At 66.4% G+C, this 18,398-nt stretch carries 15 protein-coding genes; 6 read left to right on the forward strand and 9 right to left on the reverse strand.

Annotated features, from left to right (window positions below; all coding sequences use genetic code 11):
* A partial coding sequence (locus ACN0T5_RS15720) for a carbonic anhydrase (protein WP_417769556.1) occupies positions 1-267 on the forward strand: 267 nt, incomplete at its 5' end.
* Between the two features lie 76 nt (positions 268-343).
* Here the strand turns inward: ACN0T5_RS15720 and ACN0T5_RS15725 are convergent.
* Positions 344-2,401, reverse strand: a complete 2,058-nt coding sequence (locus ACN0T5_RS15725; RefSeq protein WP_417769557.1) for a M3 family metallopeptidase — start codon at positions 2,399-2,401, stop codon at positions 344-346.
* Between the two features lie 107 nt (positions 2,402-2,508).
* Positions 2,509-3,438, reverse strand: a complete 930-nt coding sequence (locus tag ACN0T5_RS15730; RefSeq protein WP_417769558.1) for an AEC family transporter — start codon at positions 3,436-3,438, stop codon at positions 2,509-2,511.
* Positions 3,439-3,549: 111 nt separating this feature from the next.
* On the opposite strand from ACN0T5_RS15730, the gene ACN0T5_RS15735 reads away from it, so the two are divergent.
* Entirely contained in the window at positions 3,550-3,873 is a 324-nt protein-coding gene (locus ACN0T5_RS15735; protein ID WP_417769559.1) for a hypothetical protein, read from the forward strand.
* 464 nt (positions 3,874-4,337) lie between these two features.
* Here ACN0T5_RS15735 and ACN0T5_RS15740 read toward each other — a convergent pair whose 3' ends face one another.
* From ACN0T5_RS15740 to uvrA, 3 genes are all read right to left on the reverse strand, one after another.
* Positions 4,338-4,487: a DUF1127 domain-containing protein gene (locus ACN0T5_RS15740; protein WP_417769560.1), complete on the reverse strand. Its 150-nt coding sequence runs from the start codon at positions 4,485-4,487 to the stop codon at positions 4,338-4,340.
* A 358-nt stretch (positions 4,488-4,845) separates the two neighbouring features.
* The gene (locus ACN0T5_RS15745) at positions 4,846-4,995 is read right to left on the reverse strand and encodes a DUF1127 domain-containing protein (protein WP_306027535.1); all 150 of its coding nucleotides are present in this window, start codon (positions 4,993-4,995) and stop codon (positions 4,846-4,848) included.
* A gap of 1,368 nt (positions 4,996-6,363) precedes the next feature.
* Positions 6,364-9,357 carry an excinuclease ABC subunit UvrA gene (uvrA, locus tag ACN0T5_RS15750; RefSeq protein ID WP_417769584.1) on the reverse strand — a complete coding sequence of 998 codons (2,994 nt, stop codon included), beginning with the start codon at positions 9,355-9,357 and terminating at the stop codon, positions 6,364-6,366.
* A 753-nt stretch (positions 9,358-10,110) separates the two neighbouring features.
* Here uvrA and ACN0T5_RS15755 point away from each other — a divergent pair.
* Positions 10,111-10,680: a single-stranded DNA-binding protein gene (locus tag ACN0T5_RS15755; protein WP_417769561.1), complete on the forward strand. Its 570-nt coding sequence runs from the start codon at positions 10,111-10,113 to the stop codon at positions 10,678-10,680.
* Between the two features lie 320 nt (positions 10,681-11,000).
* On the opposite strand, the gene ACN0T5_RS15760 is transcribed toward ACN0T5_RS15755, so the two are convergent.
* Together ACN0T5_RS15760 and ACN0T5_RS15765 are read right to left on the reverse strand one after the other, a co-directional pair.
* A complete protein-coding gene (locus tag ACN0T5_RS15760; RefSeq protein ID WP_417769562.1) occupies positions 11,001-11,504 on the reverse strand; it encodes a hypothetical protein in 504 nt (167 codons plus the stop codon).
* Positions 11,505-11,575: 71 nt separating this feature from the next.
* Positions 11,576-12,148: a carboxymuconolactone decarboxylase family protein gene (locus ACN0T5_RS15765; RefSeq protein WP_417769563.1), complete on the reverse strand. Its 573-nt coding sequence runs from the start codon at positions 12,146-12,148 to the stop codon at positions 11,576-11,578.
* 119 nt (positions 12,149-12,267) lie between these two features.
* Between ACN0T5_RS15765 and ACN0T5_RS15770 the strand changes: the two genes are divergently transcribed.
* Positions 12,268-12,879: a TetR/AcrR family transcriptional regulator gene (locus ACN0T5_RS15770; protein WP_417769564.1), complete on the forward strand. Its 612-nt coding sequence runs from the start codon at positions 12,268-12,270 to the stop codon at positions 12,877-12,879.
* A 49-nt stretch (positions 12,880-12,928) separates the two neighbouring features.
* Here the strand turns inward: ACN0T5_RS15770 and soxR are convergent, their stop codons facing one another.
* On the reverse strand, positions 12,929-13,345 hold the full coding sequence (soxR, locus tag ACN0T5_RS15775; RefSeq protein WP_417769585.1) for a redox-sensitive transcriptional activator SoxR: 417 nt from the start codon (positions 13,343-13,345) through the stop codon (positions 12,929-12,931).
* A 126-nt stretch (positions 13,346-13,471) separates the two neighbouring features.
* Between soxR and ACN0T5_RS15780 the strand changes: the two genes are divergently transcribed.
* Together ACN0T5_RS15780 and ACN0T5_RS15785 are read left to right on the forward strand one after the other, a co-directional pair.
* Positions 13,472-14,053 (forward strand): NADPH-dependent FMN reductase, encoded by a 582-nt coding sequence (locus ACN0T5_RS15780; protein ID WP_417769565.1) that lies wholly within the window; start codon positions 13,472-13,474, stop codon positions 14,051-14,053.
* Complete coding sequence (locus ACN0T5_RS15785; RefSeq protein WP_417769566.1) at positions 14,050-15,246, forward strand: MFS transporter; 1,197 nt, start codon at positions 14,050-14,052, stop codon at positions 15,244-15,246. The genes ACN0T5_RS15780 and ACN0T5_RS15785 overlap by 4 nt, the downstream gene beginning before the upstream one ends.
* An 87-nt stretch (positions 15,247-15,333) precedes the next feature.
* Here the strand turns inward: ACN0T5_RS15785 and gyrA are convergent, their stop codons facing one another.
* The gene (gene gyrA, locus ACN0T5_RS15790) at positions 15,334-18,138 is read right to left on the reverse strand and encodes a DNA gyrase subunit A (protein WP_417769586.1); all 2,805 of its coding nucleotides are present in this window, start codon (positions 18,136-18,138) and stop codon (positions 15,334-15,336) included.
* Positions 18,139-18,398: the final 260 nt, after the last annotated feature.

An 18,398-nucleotide genomic window follows, 5' to 3' on the forward strand; every position in this document is an offset into this window, starting at 1 on the left:
TCGGCGACAATCAACGTCGTCGAGAGCGGCACCGAGCTGCCCGGCCATCTGCCCGAGCTGGTGAAGGCACTGAAACCCGGCGTCGAGGCGGCACTGTCGGAAAAGCCGGCCGATCCGCTCGCCGCCGCGACCCGGGCCAACGTCCTGCACAATGTCGAGAAACTGGAGGCGGCCGGCCCCGTCATTGCCGAGGCCGTTGCCGCAGGCAAGGTTAGGGTCGTGGGCGCGGTCTACGACATCGCCACGGGCAAGGTCGAACTCGTCTGACGAAGATGCGGCGGCGCGGGTCTCGCGCCGCCGTCAGGTTTCGCCGGCTGCCGGGGGCCTTGCTCGCGCGATCAGTTTACGCAAAACCCCGCTTCTTCAAGAGCGGCCCGGCATCGGGCAGCGCCCCGCGAAAGGCGACATAGGCCTCCTTCGGGTCCTGCCGGCCGCCGGCGGAATAGATCGCCTCGCGCAGCCGCCGGGCAAGTTCCGCGTTGAAGATGTCGCCCGTCTCCTCGAAGGCGGTGAAGGCGTCCGCGTCCATCACTTCCGACCACATGTAGCTGTAATAGCCGGCCGAATAGCCGTCGCCGGAAAACACATGGGCGAAATGCGTCGGCCGGTGCCGCATGGTGATTTCCCCCGGCATGCCGATGCGGGTCAGCGTCTCGCGCTCCAGCGCGGCCACGTCAATCGCGCCGCCCGCCTCCCGCGTGTGCACGTCGAGATCGAACAGCGCCGAGGCGAGATATTCGACCGTGGCGAAGCCCTGGTTGAAATTGCGTGCCGCCAGCACCCGTTCCATCAGTTCGGCCGGCATCGGCTCGCCGGTCTCAACATGCAGGGCGAAGCGCGTCAGGATTTCCGGCTCCGACAGCCAGTGCTCGTAGAGCTGCGAGGGCAGTTCGACGAAGTCGCGCGACACCGACGTGCCGGAGATCATCGGATAGGTGACGTCGGACAGGAGCCCGTGCAGCGCGTGGCCGAATTCGTGGAACAGCGTGCGCGCGTCGTCGAAGGTCAGCAGCGCCGGCTCGCCCTTCGGCGCCTTGGCGAAGTTCATCACGTTGACGATGATCGGGCGGATGTTGCCGGCCAGCTTTTCCTGCCGGCGGAAGGCGCTCATCCAGGCACCGCTGCGCTTGGTCGAGCGGTTGAAATAGTCGCCGAGGAAGAGGCCTACATGCGCGCCGTCCGCGTCCAGCACCTCGAAGGCGCGCACATCCGGATGGTAGAGCGCCACGCCTTCCACTTCGCGGAAACTCAGGCCGAACAGCCGCCCGGCCGTATGGAAGGCCGCCTGGATCATGTTCTCCAGCTGGAAATACGGCTTCAGCTCCGCCTCGTCGAGCGCGTGGTCGCGGCTGCGCAGCTTTTCCGCGTAGAAGCGCCAGTCCCACGGGGCGAGGGCGATGTTGTCGCCGTTTTCCGTGGCAAGCCGCTGCAGTGCCTCGGCCTCCTTTCGCGCCTGCGCCGCCGCCGGGCTCCACACGGTCTCCAGCAACTCGCGCACCGCCTGCGGCGTGCCGGCCATCGTGTCGTCCAGCTTGTAGGCGGCGAAACTGTCGAAGCCGAGCAGCTTCGCCCGTTCATCGCGCAGGGTCAGGATCTCGGCGATCACCGCCCGGTTGTCGGTGTCGCCCTCCGCCTCGCCGCGCGCGCTCCACGCGTTGAAGGCGATCTCGCGCAGATCGCGCCTTGTCGAGAACTGCAGGAACGGCTCGATCAGCGACCTGGACAGGGTGATCACATGCTTGCCCGGATGACCGCGCTCGCTGGCGGCTTCCGCCGCTGCCTGGCGCAGGAAGGGCGGCAGGCCCGCAAGATCGGCCTCGCTCTCCAGCAACAGCTGGTAACCCGCCTCGTCGGCGAGCACGTTCTGCGAGAACTGCGTGCCCAGCACGGCGAGACGCTGGCTGATTTCCGCCATGCGGGCCCGCCCCGCATCGTCCAGTCCCGCTCCCGCGCGGGTGAACATGCGGTGGTAGCGCTCCAGCACGCGGGCCTGCTCCTCGTCGAGGCCGAGCTCCCCGCGCTTCTCCCAAAGGGCAGCGACGCGGGCAAAGAGCGCCTGGTTGAGCAATGTCTCGCTGGAATGGCGGGCAAGCCTGGGCGCCATCTCCCTTTCGATACGTTGAAGCTCGTCGGACGTGTGCGAACCCGAGAGGTTGAAAAAGACAGAGGCGACGCGCGTCAGTTCGGAGCCCGAGAGCTCCATGGCCTCGATCGTGTTGGCAAAGCTCGGTGCGTCCGGGTTCGCCGCGATGGCGTCGACGGCTTGCCGCGCCTGCGCGAGCGCCGTGTCGAAAGCGGGCTCATAGTGCCAGGTTTCGATGTCGGCGAACGGCGGCAGTCCGAACGGCGCGCTCCATTCGGCAAGCAGCGGGTTGCGATCGGAGGCGACGGCGTCGGTCATGGGAAATGTCCTTCAGGCGGTGTCGGCCGGCGGGAGGCGCCGGCCATGTCGATGCCGAATATGGGACCGTGCCCGCCGTCTGTCAGCCCCGGAGCGCGGTCACCCCCTCATATTCCCGCCCACATGAGCGCCAGCGACACCGTGACGACGCCGGCCGTGGTGGACAGCAGGATTGCCGCCGACAGCTGCTGGATGAAGATGCCGTAGCGCTCGGCGACGACGAAGACATTGCCCGCGATCGGCAGCGAGGCGACCACCACCAGCACCGCCGTCAGCGACGGATCGAGACCGAACAGCAGTGCCGCGCTCAGCACCGCCAGCGGATGCAGGAACAGCTTCAGCACGATCATCAGCGAGATCGCCCGCGCCTCGCCCTCCACCCGCCGGGCGGCGAGCTGCACCCCGAGGGAGAAGAGGGCGGTTGCCCCCGCCGCGTCGCCAAGGAAATTCAGGAGATTGTCGCCCGCCTGCGGCAGCTTGCCCCCGGCCAGCGATAGGAGGGTGCCGCCGACGATGGCCAGCACGAAGGGATTGAAGATGACGCCCTTCGCCACCGTCAGGACCAGTTTCCAGCTCGCGCCCTTGCCAGAGGCCCATTCCAGCAGGCCGATACACAAGGGGATGAAGATGGTCAGATCGATGATCAGCACCACCGCCATCGGTGCCGCCGCCCGGTCGCCGAACGCCGCCAGCATCAGCGGCAGGCCGAGAAAGCCGATATTGCCGATCGTGCCGGCCTGGCCGCTCACGGCCATCTCCGCAAGGCTGCCGCCGCACAGGATGCGCATCGCCAGCATCGAGATGGCGAAGGTCGCAGCCCCCGCCAGCACCCAGACCGGCACCATCGGCCCGGTCAATGCGGCAATGATATCCTGTCCCGCCAGCGCCCTGATCACCAGCGCCGGCATGGCGAAGTTGAAGACGAAGACATTGAGGCTGCGCACCGCCCCGTCCGGCATCCAGCCGCGCTTTGCCGCGAAAAAACCCAGCGCGATGACGGCAAAGAACGGGCCGGTGATGGAGAGTGTCAGAAGCATGGAGATGCAATCCTTGATTGAAACAACAGGGACGGCTTGGGGAGATCTGGCTCGAATGCGAAGAAGGGGACTCAGGATTCGTTAAGAGAGGGTGGCGATACTGTGCAGATCATGTCCGCCCTGTCCATCTCCCTTTCCGGCCTTCAGGCCGCCGGCCAGCGCTTCGAGGCATCCGCCCGTCGCATCGTCGCGGCCGGTGCCGAAGCGGGCAACAGCCTTGTCGCGGCGGCATCGCCCGGTGGCGACGGGGCTTCGCCGGAAAGCGGCCAGCCGACCGGCTCGGGACGGATCGGCTTTGCCCCCGACATGGCGGTCGCGATGGTCGACATGATGCAGGCGGAAACCGCCTTCAAGGCGAATGCCCGCGTTGCCGGCCGCATCAGCGACATGCAGAAGGCCTATCTCGACATGCTGGGTTCTTCGGAAAAGCGCTAGTCCGGCCCGGATGTCCGCGGCTGCCGTCACGGCGCACCGGTTTTCCAATCGACATGAACGCCTGAATGACCGGTCGAGCCGCTCGCCCGGCCATTGGCCTGTCCGTGGTCGCTGCCGGCAGGGATCGTCGATGGAAGGAGGAAGCGGGGCCGAAAAAACGAACGCCCACCGGAGGGAGGAGAACCGGTGGGCGTCGTTTTTCGATGGCCGATGAAGGGAGGAGGATCACCGGCCGGAACGGGAGCAAAGCGTGGGAGGAGGATCGCTTGCTCCGTTGAGATAGATATGGGTGAGTCTCGGATGTATTTCCAGAGCCGATGGTGCATAGCAGCCCCGCTTTTTGTGCAGAGCAGCATGAAATTGATAAACGCTTGCAAAATCAGTGGTATGAACGCAAAACGCCGCCCGTTGGGCGGCGTTTTTGTCTTGTCTGTTTCAAGGGTGCGGCGGTCCGCCGCACGCCTTCAGCGGGTGTGGCTGCGGGCGATGAAGTCGATGTCGCCCCGGCCGATGCCCAGGTCGCTGAGTTCGCGATTGGAAAGGCGGGACAGCTCGTCATAGGTCTGACGATACTTCTGCCAGGAATTGTACTTGCGAACGAGAGTGTTGAACATGTGTGTCTCCTAGAGATCGGTGTGTTGGGGGTGGAGCGGCCGTCGGAGGCAGCGGATGCTGCATCGCGTCATCGTTCCGGTGAACCTGATATGGGGTGCGTCGCGCCGTTTGTGGCGCGCTGTCTTCGCATGTCCGCCCTGCGAAAAGCGCCGGGGTCGTTTCACGCCCGCGTCATCCTCGGGAGGCCTGCGAAGCGGCGTGAATCATGCGTATCGTCAATTCAAGAAAAGCGAACGCCCGCCGGAGGGAGGAGAACCGGCGGGCGTCGCAATATCCGAACGGGGCTGGGAGGAGGATGCCCCGCCGGGACACGTCAAGGAGATAGGGGAGGAGGTCTATCTCTTTGAACGTGAACTGTTAACGGCTGGCGCGCTTGGCGATGAAACGAATGTCGCCGCGTGCGATGCCGAGATCGTCGAGCTCGCGGGTGGAAAGCCGCGAAAGCTCCGAAACAGTGCTCTGATAGGTCCGCCAGTTGCGGTAGGTGCGAGCAAGCGTGTCGAACATGATAGCCTCTGTGTGCATGTCCAAAGGGAGTTGGCTGCCCGGCTTGTCCGTCGGCAGCGCTCCGATCCGATGACCAAGAGATAGTTTTTTCAGCTCCCGAAAAAAAGTGCGATTTCTGCACGCCAGCCATGCGGATTGTGCATCGCAGCAATAGTTTCTCTCGCAACGTATGCAAGGCCGCGGGAAACCCGGCGTCAGCCGTGGTCCGCGACATGTCACCGACGCAGGAGACAAGCGCTTTCCGGTCGAATTTTGTGGACAGGGAGAGACCCGCGTGCGGCAGCCACCGGCGGTTCCTTCGCCTTCATGCCAGAGAGGCAGGCCGTAAACCGGTCGCGTCACCGATGTCACGCCGGCCTGCCGCATTCTCCGGTGTCACCCGGGATCTGGCCCGCGATCCGGCAGTCCCGGAAGGTATGACGGCGCCTGTCAGCCGCAGCCGAACCGTTGCACATCGGCCTTGCCGCATTCTCGGGTGTCATCCCGGACCTGATCCGGGGTCCATTGGCAACCCCGGCAGATGTGACGGCTTTCAGCGGTTGCGGCAGGCATGGAGCCCTGCACCGCCTGCACCGCTCATGGGGTGAAGTGCGGTGCAGCCTTCCCGATCCCCTCGCGCCCGCTCTGGCAACGAATGGGTCCCGGGGCGCGGCTTCGCCTTGCGCGGGGTGAGCGCCCGAGGGCAGGGCGGCACCACGCAAGACGGAGTGCTCTTGCCTTGCCCCCTCTCAGGTTGTCATCCCGGACCTGATCCGGGATCCATTGGCAACCCCGGCATGCGTGACGGCTTTCAGCGGTTGCGGCAGGCATGGAGCCCTGCACCGCCTGCACCGCTCATGAGGCGGGGTGCGGTGCAGCCTTCCCGATCCCCTCGCGCCCGCTCTGGCAACGAATGGGTCCCGGGGCGCGCTTCGCTTGCCCCGGGGTGACCGCCCGAGGGCAGGGCGGCACCACGCAAGACGGAGTGCTCTTGCCTTGCCCCCTCTCAGGCCGTCATCCCGGACCTGATCCGGGATCCATTGGCAACCCCGGCAGATGTGACGGCTTTCAGCGGTTGCGGCAGGCATGGAGCCCTGCACCGCCTGCACTGCTCATGGGGTGAAGTGCGGTGCAGCCTTCCCGATCCCCTCGCGCCCGCTCCGGAAACGAATGGGTCCCGGGGCGCGCTTCGCCTTGCCCGGGGTGAGCGCCCGAGGGCGGGGTCGACGGCCGAATGCCGCCGGCAGTTGCAACGTGGCGGCGCGGCGTCAGGCCGGGAACAGTTCGCAATGGCGGCGTCACAGCCTGCTTGCGCAGCGCGACAAGGTGCTGGCCGCCGCGCCGCGTTCATCTCGCCGTTGGCGGACGGCCGGCGACATGCGCCGTCGTCTACTCCGCCGCGCTCATGCGTTCGCCCTCGCGCGCCGCGCCGCGCCGCGACGGCCGCCGCTCCAGCACCTCCCTGAGGAAGCGGCCGGTATAGCTTGCCTCCACCTCGACGACATCCTCGGGCGTTCCCTGCGCCACGATCGTGCCGCCGCCGTCGCCGCCCTCGGGACCGAGATCGATGATCCAGTCGGCGGTCTTGATCACCTCGAGATTGTGCTCGATGACCAGCACCGTGTTGCCCTGGTCGACAAGTTCGTGCAGCACTTCCAGCAGTTTCGCCACGTCGTGAAAATGCAGGCCGGTCGTCGGTTCGTCGAGGATATAGAGCGTGCGGCCGGTCGCGCGCTTGGACAGTTCCTTGGCGAGTTTCACGCGCTGCGCCTCGCCGCCCGAAAGCGTCGTCGCCTGTTGCCCCACCTTGATATATCCAAGACCCACGCGCGCCAGCGTCTCCAGCTTGTCGCGCACCGCCGGCACGGCGGAGAAGAAGCGCGCGCCTTCCTCCACCGTCATGTCGAGCACGTCGGCGATCGACTTGCCCTTGAACTCGACCTCAAGCGTCTCCCGGTTGTAGCGCTTGCCCTTGCAGACATCGCAGGTGACATAGACATCGGGCAGGAAATGCATCTCGATCTTGATGACGCCGTCGCCCTGGCAGGCCTCGCAGCGCCCGCCCTTGACGTTGAAGGAGAAACGCCCCGGCGCATAGCCGCGCGTCTTTGCCTCCGGCAGCCCGGCGAACCAGTCGCGGATCGGCGTGAAGGCGCCCGTATAGGTGGCCGGGTTGGAGCGCGGCGTGCGCCCGATCGGCGACTGGTCGATGTCGATCACCTTGTCGAGCAGTTCCAGCCCGTCGATATGGTCATGCGGCGCCGGGGTATCGCGCGCGCCGTTCAGCCGGCGCGCCGCCGCCTTGTAGAGCGTGTCGATCAGGAAGGTCGACTTGCCGCCGCCCGAAACGCCGGTGACGCAGGTGAAGGTGCCGAGCGGGATGTCGGCCGAGACATTCTTCAGGTTGTTGCCGCGCGCGCCCGCCACGTGGATCTGCCGGCGCGTCTTCGGCTTGCGCCGGCTCTCCGGCATCGGGACCGCCATCGCGCCGGACAGGTACTGCCCGGTCAGCGAGGCGGGACTTGCCAGGATTTCCTCCGGCGTGCCCTGGGCGACGATCTCGCCGCCATGGATGCCGGCGCCCGGGCCGATATCGACCACATAATCGGCCGTGAGCACCGCGTCCTCGTCATGCTCGACGACGATCACCGTGTTGCCGAGGTCGCGCAGGTGCTTCAGCGTCTCGAGCAGCCTTGCATTGTCGCGCTGGTGCAGGCCGATCGAAGGCTCGTCGAGCACGTAGAGCACGCCGGTCAGCCCCGAACCGATCTGCGAGGCCAGCCGGATGCGCTGGCTCTCGCCGCCCGAAAGCGTGCCGGAATTGCGCGACAGCGACAGGTAGTCGAGCCCGACATCGTTGAGGAATTTCAGCCGCTCGCGGATTTCCTTGAGAATGCGCAGGGCGATTTCAGACTGCTTGTCGGTCAGTTGCGCCGGCAGCGCCTCGAACCATTCGGCCGCGTCGCGAATGGACAGTTGCGCGATCTCGCCGACATGCCGTTTGGCGATCTTCACCGACAGTGCCTCGGGTTTCAGCCGGTAGCCGCCGCAAGCCGGGCAGGGGCGGTCGGACTGGTAGCGCGACAGTTCCTCGCGCACCCAGTCGCTGTCGGTTTCCCGCCAGCGCCGCTCGATATTGCCGACGACGCCCTCGAAGGTCTTCGCCGTGCGGTAGCTCCTCACACCGTCGTCATAGGTGAACTCGATCTTCTCCCGGCCCGAGCCGTGCAGGATCGTCTCGCGCACCGCCTCCGGCAGTTCCGACCAGGGGGTCGCCATCGACGCATCGAAATGGCGGCAGATCGCTTCCAGCGTCTGGGCGTAATAGGGAGAGGTCGAGCCGGTCTTGGCCCAGGGCAGCACCGCACCCTCGCGCAGGGTCAGCGTCTGGTCCGGCACCACCATGTCCGGCTCGAAGGCGAGCGTCGTGCCCAGTCCGTCGCAGGTCGGGCAGGCGCCGAAGGGGTTGTTGAAGGAAAACAGCCGCGGCTCGATCTCGGAAATCGTGAAGCCGGAGACCGGACAGGCGAATTTCTGCGAAAAGACGATCCGCTCATGCGTCTCGTTGCGGTTCTGCAGCACCGCGTCCGCGTCGCGCTCGGGCAGCGGCCGGTCGGCATATTCGGCGATCGCGATCCCGTCGGCGAGGCCGAGCGCCGTCTCCAGCGAATCCGCGAGGCGCCCGCTGATATCCGCGCGCACCACGATCCGGTCGACGACCACGTCAATGTCGTGCTTGAGCTTCTTGTCGAGCGCCGGGGCCTCGGCGATTTCGTGGAACTCGCCGTCGATCTTGACCCGCTGGAAGCCCTTTTTCATGAGCTCCGCCAGTTCCTTGCGGTACTCGCCCTTGCGCCCGCGCACCACCGGCGCCAGCAGGTAGAGCCGCGTGCCTTCCTCCAGCGCCAGCACGCGGTCGACCATCTGGCTCACCGTCTGGCTCTCGATCGGCAGGCCGGTTGCCGGCGAATAGGGCACGCCGATGCGCGCGAACAGCAGGCGCAGGTAGTCGTAGATCTCCGTCACCGTGCCGACGGTGGAGCGCGGGTTGCGCGAGGTCGTCTTCTGCTCGATGGAGATCGCCGGCGACAGCCCGTCGATCTGGTCGACATCCGGCTTCTGCATCATCTCCAGGAACTGGCGCGCATAGGCCGACAGGCTCTCGACATAGCGTCGCTGGCCTTCGGCATAGATCGTGTCGAAGGCCAGCGACGACTTGCCCGAGCCGGAAAGACCGGTCATCACGATCAGCGAGTCGCGCGGCAGGTCGAGATCGACATTCTTCAGATTGTGCTCGCGCGCGCCGCGCACGCTGATCACCCGCCGGTCGGCGGCGGAAGCGGGGGAAGCGGGCGGCGTTGAGGTCGTACGCGACTTCGGCATGTGCGTGCGGTGTCCCTGGATGACGGCCTTGCGGCGCGTGGCGTATGACATTCCCTCCCGCGCGGGAGGGCGCGGGGCTGAACGCCCGAACTGATTTCCTGCTTGGCCTGCCGCCCCGGCGTGAATGGCGCGGCAGGCCGTCAATGATCTTCTACGGCAAGCGTCGGCCCCCGTCGATTCCGTGTCGGACCGTGCCCGTTCCCATCCGGTGCGTCCCGTCCGGGCTCCCGCCAGCCGGCGTGTCAAGAGCCCTTCCGCGATCCGCTCCCCGGCAACCCCGTTCAGGGCGCGCAGCCTCCCGCGCGCCGAGCCACATATCGGTCTCCCGGCGGGCGGCGGCAACCGCCGGCACTCCGTTTTCCGATGCACGGGCCGGCAGCCGGCCTTGTCCTGTTGATGACCCGGTGCTCTCTACGTGTCCGGAGGCGAATCCGATTGCGTGAACATATCAGGAACATGTATGGTTCCGCAAGATGGCTGAAACCGGCGGCGGTGCCGGCGCCGCGCGCCGTCGGCAGGTGGTTCCGCCCCGGCATGTGTGGATAAGCCCCCAAATCCGCGCGGTCGCCGGTCTTAGCCTGGCGCGGGCCTTTCGCCGGCCGCGCATGCGGGGCTAAGGTCGGTGGGACGGCCGGGGCGACCTGGCGACAGGGACATGAGCGCCGGGACCGCCCGGCGAAACGGATCGAGACGGCCGGCCATGCCGGGCCGGAGAAAAAGGGCCGGCCTGTCCGGCAAACTAAGGAGACGACGATGTCGGGAAGCGTCAACAAGGTGATCCTCGTGGGCAATCTGGGAGCGGACCCCGAGGTTCGCCGGATGCAGGACGGACGCCCCGTGGTCAACCTTCGCGTGGCGACCTCGGAGACCTGGAAGGACCGCAATTCGGGCGAGCGCAAGGAGCGCACCGAGTGGCACCGGGTGGTGATCTTCAACGAGGGTCTCGCCAAGGTTGCCGAGAGCTACCTGCGCAAGGGTTCGAAGATCTATGTCGAGGGTCAGCTGCAGACCCGCAAGTGGCAGGACCAGTCGGGGCAGGACCGCTATTCGACCGAGATCGTGCTGCAGGGCTTCAACTCGTCGCTGACCATGCTTGACGGCCGCGGCGAAGGCGGCGGCGGCGGCGGTGGCGGCGGTTATGATGGACCGTCCGGCGGCGGCGGTTACGGCGGCGGCTCGGGCGGCGGGTCCGGTGGCGGCTATGGCGGCGGTTCGGGCGGCGGCGGTTATGGCGGCGGCTCGGGCGGCAGCTCCGGTGGCGGTGGTGCCTCCGGTGGCGGCTTTGGCGGCCCGGGCGACATGGATGACGAAATCCCGTTCTGACCGGGTCGCTCGGCGGGTGAGCGAAGGGACGGCCAGGACCGTGCCCGTCCATGGGGCCGGACCCGTTCTCCGTGTTCGCCCCTGATGGGAGCGAGGGCGGCGGGACGGCTCGATCGGCCTCCTGAACGGCAGGGTCACGGCTTCCCCGAAGAGGCAAGGGCCACACGCGGCCGTCTGGCGGGCTCGCCGGCTGCGTGTGGCCTTATCATCATCGCGCGGCAATCATCCGGGCCGATGCTGGCGCGGGTTTCCGGCGAACCTCATTGTACGCACATTGCAATGAACGCCTCCGCCGTGATCGGACTTCTGGCAAGGACCGGTCACGGGCGCGTCCTGAATCGCGTCTTCAGGTCGTTGAGCACGTATCCGACGACGATCGCATAGACGACATGGACCACCAGCGAAGCCCAGCTATAGGCGCCGAACCCGAGGAAGAACGGCCGGCCGGCGAGGGGCGCAAGGACCGCCTGCGCGATCAGCCAGAGGATGATGCCCCAGACCGAACTCGCCCACAGCCAGGACGTCCAGCCAGACCAGCGTTTCAACCCGACATAGCCCAGAGGCATCACGACAGCGCCAAGGAGCAGGTGCACCGTCACGGACAGTTCCGTCGGGATGGTCGCGCCGAAGAGCTGCCTGCCGAGGTCCTCGACAAGCAGGAAGGGGCGCATCGGAACGCCGAGGATCGAGGGCGCCACGAACCAGGCAATCGCCTCCAGAACGACCTCTCCCGCAACGCCTGCCAGGAAGATCGCCATCAGGAGTTCCGTGGTCCGTCCGTTCGCCCCCTCAACAAGGTTTCGGGCATCGTGTCCCGTCTGCATGCGTAAATCCCTTCATTCTTGCATAGTCGTTCGCGGCAACCGGCTTGCCGGCCGCCACGCCGGGTGAGGCGTCAGGCGGAACCGGTGGATGCGTTGCGCTGCCAGGCGAATGCCTGCATCGGCTTGTCGACAGGGGTATTGGCGATGTGGTTGGTGTAGTTCGACATCACCTTCTGGGCGACGCCGAGGATGACCTCCAGGATCTGCCGTCTGGTGTATCCGGCCTCCAGGAACGCCTGAACCTGGTCGTCAGACACGGCCCCGCGCTGGCGAACCACCTGCAAGGTGAAGGTCCGCAGGGATTCCAGTCGCGCATTGGGCAAGGGGGTCTCGTCGCGCAACGCATTGGTGATGTCGTCATCGACCTTCATGGCCTTGGCGATGCCCGTGTGAGCCGGCACGCAGTAGTGGCACTCATGCTCCACGTTGATTGCCTGCCAGACCACCGTCAGCTCATCCTTGTTGAATGAGGTTTCCTCGGCGAACAGGCGGTGCAGCTCCTTGTAGCCCTCGAGCAGGGCCGGGGCTTCCGCCATCACGCCATGCAGGCCGGGAATCCTCCCGAAGGCCTTCCGGGAACCCTCGAGCGATGCGCGGCTTGCTTCGGGAGCGGATTCGAGCGTGTGGATTTCGAACTCGGTCATCGGCATTTCCTTTTTTTGAGTGATCATTCAACTTGTGGCCGACAGGTATATTTACTTGAGCGGTCGTTCAAGTTATAAATTGAGCGCTCACTCAAAAGTTATCCGGCGGATTTCACCAAATGGCACGACAGCCGAGTTTCGATCGCGACGACATCCTGAAGAAGGCCATGGAGCTGTTCTGGTCCAAAGGCTTTCAGGGGACGTCCCTGAAGGACCTTGAAACCGTCCTGGACCTGCGGCCGGGCTCGATTTACGCAGCATTCGGTTCCAAGGAGGCTCTCTTCGCCGAGACGCTTGATCTCTATTCCAGGGAATCGGGCAGGCAATTGCGGAAAACGCTGGATGCAGCGCCCAGCCCCCTGGCGGGGCTTGCCAGCCATATGCGCCGGTTGGGATGCATTGTCACGGACGAGCCCCCCTCCAAGGCCTGCATGCTTGTGAAGACCCTTCTCGAACTGCCTGAAAATGACCGGAAACTGCGTCAGATGACCGAGGACCTGATCAAGGATGCCGAAGCGGTCTTTCGCGGCGCCTTTCAGGCATCGAAGGATGCCGGCGAGATCGACGAGAATGCCGATCCGGACATCCTGGCTGCCCGGCTTCAGTCGGAGATTTTCGGCCTGCGTGCCTATGCTCAGCGGGCGGGTTCCGACAGGCTCGTTCCTCGCCTTGCGGAAGGCATCGCCCGGGAAATCGAAGCGCTGGCCGTGAGGAAGCCCGAACAGGTGTAGCACGCCCGTATTCGCGTCTGGCCCCGGACCGGGCTTTCGCCGGACGTCCTCACATCCGCCCGTCGAGGCCGGGGGCGCCGGGCCCGTCACCGGCCGCGCGGTCGCCCGGGTTGATGCTCGGGCACGAGGCCATCGACAGGCAGCCGCAACCGATGCAGCCGGTCAGCCGGTCGCGCATCCGGCTCAGCGCCGCGATCCGCGCGTTGAGATCGCTCTCCCAGCCGGCCGAGATCCGCGCCCAGTCGCTTGCGGTCAGCGTCGAGGACTGCGCCGCATCGCCGAGCCGCTCGCGAATCTCCTCCAACTTGATGCCCGCGCCCTGGCCAACCCTGATGACCGCCAGCACCCGCAGCACCGAGCGCGGGAAGCGGCGATAGTTGGACGCGTCGCGCTCCGACCGGATCAGCCCTTTTCGCTCATAGAAATGGATGGCGGAAACCGGCACGCCGCTGCGCCGCGACAGCATGCCGACCGTGAGGAATTTTTCCGGCTCTTGATTTTGCTGACGTTTTTTCAAAATTTCACCCTTGCCCTCAACTATAGTTGAGGCTTTACGGTGCCGGCAATCGACCCTCATTGCAAGGAGATTGCCATGACCGCCATACTTTGGATCGGCCTCGTCCAGGGCAGCATCCGCGACGGACGCTTCAACGACACGATCACGAACTGGGCCGCGCGCCGCCTGGAAGGGCAGGGGTTCGCGCTGCGGCGCATCGACCCGCGCGATCCGGACCTGTTGCCGCTGCAGACCGGCGATGCGGCGGCCGCCGCCCGCCTGGGCGAGCGGCTCGCCGACCTCGGCGGCTTCGTCGTCGTCACACCGGGATACAAACACCCCGCGCCCGGTCCGCTGAAGACGCTGATCGATGCCGCCCATGCCGAATGGCAGGCCCGTCCCGTCGGCCTGATCTCCTATGGCGGAGTTTCCGGCGGCCTGCGTGCGTCCGAGACGTTGCGCCCGGTCTTTGCCGAGCTGCACGCGATGACCCTGCGCGACACGGTCAGCTTCGCCATGCCCTTCGGCCGGTTCGGCGAGGATGGAGAGATGACGGATGCGGCCGAGGCGACCAGGGCCGATGCCGCCATCGCGACCTTCGGCGCGTCGCTCGCCTGGTGGGGGCACGCCTTGCATGCCGCGCGCGAAAGGCGGCCTTACGAAAAGAGGGCCGCATGATGGACCTTCTGCGCGACCGTCAGGCCCTGGCGCTGCTTCTGGCCGCATCCTTGACGATCCTTTCCAACGCCACGATCAGCCCGGCCCTGCCGGGCATCGAGGCGGCCTTCGCCGGAACCCCCGACGCGGCCCTGCTCACCCGGCTTCTCGTCACCGCGCCCTCTCTGGCGGGGGCGCTCCTTGCGCCATTTGCCGGCATGGCGGTCGACCGCTACGGACGCCGCCCCTTTCTGCTTGCCGGGGTCGGGCTCTTCGCCCTGTCCGGCAGCGCCGGCCTGGTGCTGCCGGACCTGCAGATGCTGCTCGCCAGCCGGCTGCTGCTGGGTCTGTCGGTGGCGCTTGTGATGACCGCGCAGGCCGCTCTGGTTGGCGATCTGTTCGAGGGTGCCGCGCGCGGCCGGTTCATGGGCTACCAGATGGCGGCGACCAATTTCGGCGGCTTTGTCTTCGTCATCTTCGCCGGCTGGCTTGCGGGAGTGGACGTGTTTTTCGTCTTCGCGCTCTATGCGGTGGGGCTCCTCTACCTGCCGTTCCTCTGGAGTGCCATTCCGGCCGCGCGCCCGCCGCGTGATGTCCCGTCGACCCGCGCGGACGGGGGAGAAGAGGGCGCCGGCCCATGGGTTCTGCAACTGGCGTTCCTCGTGTTCCTCTCCGGCGTCACGTTCGTCCTCTTCTACGTGGTGCCGACGCAGGTTCCCTTCTATCTGGCACGGATCGGGCACGGCGAACCGGTTGCGGCCGGCCTCGTCGTCGCCGCGGTGCCGCTGTCGGCCGGATGCGCGGCCTTTGCCTTCGGCGCCCTGCGCCGGCGGCTGGGGCCGGGCGGCACGCCCGCCTTCGGCTTTGCGGTGATGGGAGCGGGTTTCCTGCTGCTGTCCGCCGCGACGTCGCTTCCCGCCATCGCCGCGACGGTTGCCCTGGCCGGTTGCGGGTTCGGCTGGGTTCTGCCCGGCTTCATCGCCCGCGTGCTGGATGTCGCGCCGGCGGCGCGGCGCGGACTGGCGAGCGGCGCCATGACCACGAGCATCTTTCTCGGGCAGTTCGTCTCGCCGCTTGCCATGCAGCCGGCGGTCGAGGCGTTCGGCTATGTCGATGCGTTCCGCCTCGCCGCAGTCGTGCTTGCCGTCCTCAGCATGACGGTTCTTGTCGGTCTGCGGCCCTCCCGGGAAAGAGCCGCGCAGCCGGCCGGTTGAGCCCTGCCGTCCGACGACAGGAAAAAGGGCGCGGAGATCTCTCTCCGCGCCCTTTCTTGCAAGTACCGTTCCGTGGTCGGTCCGGCGTCAGTCCTCGTCCGAGGGGCCATCGTCCCCGGAGGAGGCACCGTCTTCCGGCCCGTCATTTGCAGACCCGTCATTTGCAGGCCCGTCTTCGGTTGATCCCCCTGCGGCCGCTTCGCCGCCGGTCTCGCCGTCGACACCCGGCAGGTCCTCGACATCCGCCTCGCCATTCTCGTCGGAAACACGCTCGACGGAGACGACTTCCTCGCCCTCGGCCGTGTTGAAGACGGTGACGCCCTGTGTGGCGCGGCCGGCGATGCGGATCCCGTCGACCGGGCAGCGGATCAACTGGCCGCCATTGGTCACCAGCATGATCTGGTCGCTGTCCTCCACCGGGAACGAGGCGACCAGCGGCCCGTTGCGCTTGGTCACGGCCATCGCGGTGATGCCCTTGCCGCCGCGCCCGGTCACCCGGTACTCGAAGGAGGAGGACCGCTTGCCGTACCCGTTTTCCGAAATGGTGAGGATGATCTGCTCGGCCGCGCTCATCGCGGCATAGCGCTCCTGCGTCAGTTCGCCGGCCTGGATCTGCTCGTCGCCGCCGTCGCCGGTTTCGCCGCCGGTCTCCTCGCCATTGGCATCGTCCGCCTCGCCGCGCATCAGCCGGCGCCAGCGCAGATAGGCCGCGCGCTCTTCCGCCGTGCAGTCGAAGTGGCGCAGGATCGACATCGAGATGACCTCGTCCCCCTCGGCCAGCGCGACACCGCGAACGCCGACGGAATTGCGCCCGGCGAAGACGCGCACGCCCGTCACCGGGAAGCGGATGCACTGCCCCAGCGAGGTGGTCAGGTGCACGTCGTCATGCTCGGTGCAGGTGAAGACGCCGACGATGCCGTCGCCGTCGTCGAGCTTCATCGCGATCTTGCCGTTCTTGTTGATCTGGACGAAGTCGGAGAGCTTGTTGCGCCGGACGGTGCCGCGACGGGTCGCGAACATCACGTCGAGATTGCCCCAGGCCTCCTCGTCCTCCGGCAGCGGCATGATCGAGGTGATCTGCTCGCCCTGTTCCAGCGGCAGCATGTTGACCAGCGCCTTGCCGCGCGAGGTCGGTCCGCCGACCGGCAGGCGCCACACCTTCATCTTGTAGGCAATGCCGCGCGAGGAGAAGAACAGCACCGGCGTGTGCGTGTTGGCGACGAAGATGCGGGTAACGAAATCCTCGTCCTTGGTCGACATGCCGGAGCGGCCCTTGCCGCCGCGCCGCTGCGCCCGGTAGGTGTCGAGCGGCACGCGCTTGATATAGCCGGCATGGCTGACCGTGACGACCATCTCCTCGCGCTGGATCAGGTCCTCGTCCTCGAGGTCCGCGCCGCCATCCATGATCTCGGTGCGACGCGGCGTGGCGAACTCGTCGCGCACGGAGGTCAGTTCCTCGCGGATGATGTCGAGGATGCGGACGCGCGAGCGCAAGATGTCAAGATAGTCGCGGATTTCCTCGCCGATCTTGTTGAGCTCGTCGGCGATCTCGTCGCGGCCGAGCGCCGTCAGGCGCTGCAGGCGCAGGTCGAGAATGGCGCGCGCCTGCTCCTCGGAGAGCCGGTAGGTTCCGTCCTCGCCGACCATGTGGCGCGGATCGTCGATCAGCCGGATCAGCGGCTCCACGTCGCGCGCCGGCCAGTGGCGCTCCATCAGCTGGGCGCGGGCCGTCGCCGGATCTGGCGCCGTGCGGGTCAGCGCGATCACCTCGTCGATATTGGCGACCGCGATGGCGAGACCGACCAGCACATGGGCGCGGTCGCGGGCCTTTTTCAGCAGGAAGCGCGTGCGCCGGCCGATCACCTCCTCGCGGAAGGCGATGAAGGCACTCAGCATGTCCTTCAGGCCGAGCTGCTCGGGCCGTCCGCCGTTCAGCGCGACCATGTTGGCGCCGAAGGTCGATTGCAGCGCCGAGTAGCGGTAGAGCTGGTTGAGCACCACGTCGGCGACCGCGTCGCGCTTCAGCTCGATCACCACCCGCATGCCGGAACGGTCCGACTCGTCGCGAATGTCCGAGATGCCCTCAAGCCGCTTCTCGCGAACATGCTCGGCGATCTTCTCGATCATCGAGGCCTTGTTCACCTGGTAGGGGATCTCGGTGATGATGATGGCGTAGCGGTCCTTGCGGATCTCCTCCACCTCGGCCCGGCCGCGCATGACGATGGAGCCGCGCGCCGCCTCGTAGGCGGAGCGGATGCCGGAACGGCCGAGGATGATGCCGCCGGTCGGGAAGTCCGGGCCCGGCACGATCTCCATCAGCTCGGCCGTGGTCATCGCCGGATTGTCCATCAGCGCGATGGCCGCGTCGATCACTTCGCCGAGATTGTGCGGCGGAATGTTGGTCGCCATGCCGACGGCGATGCCGCCGGCGCCGTTGACCAGGAGGTTGGGGAACTTCGCCGGCAGGACGACCGGCTCGCTCTCGGAATTGTCGTAGTTGTCCTGGAAGTTGACCGTGTCCTTGTCGATATCGGCAAGCAGGCTGTGGGCCACCTTCTCCAGGCGCACCTCGGTGTAACGCATGGCGGCGGCCGGGTCGCCATCGACGGAGCCGAAATTGCCCTGGCCGTCGATCAGCGGCAGCCGCAGCGAGAAGTCCTGCGCCATGCGCACCAGGGCGTCGTAGATCGCGCTGTCGCCATGCGGGTGATATTTACCCATCACGTCGCCGACGACGCGGGACGACTTCTTGTAGGCCTTGTTCCAGTCGTAGCCGCTCTCGTGCATCGCATAGAGAATGCGCCGATGCACCGGCTTCAACCCGTCGCGCACGTCCGGCAGGGCGCGGCTGACGATCACGCTCATCGCGTAATCGAGATAGCTGCGCTTCATCTCGTCGGTGATGGAAATCGGCCGGATGTCGGACGGCAGGCCGCCCGACGGAGCGTTCGTGTCCCGATCTGTCAAGGGATCTCTCGCACTTGTTGAATCTGAACCCGTCTTATAGACGATTTCGCTTTCACATCCAAATTATGACACTTCTTTGGAGGGTAAAAAAACTTCATGAAAACAATGTCTTGAATATGAGGTGAGGGAAACTTGGGGACGCGGGCGGTCGCCCGCGCCCGACAGTGCGCCTTTTCGTTGATATA

Origin of the sequence: Stappia sp., assembly GCF_048261845.1 — a bacterium.
Lineage (GTDB): Bacteria > Pseudomonadota > Alphaproteobacteria > Rhizobiales > Stappiaceae > Stappia.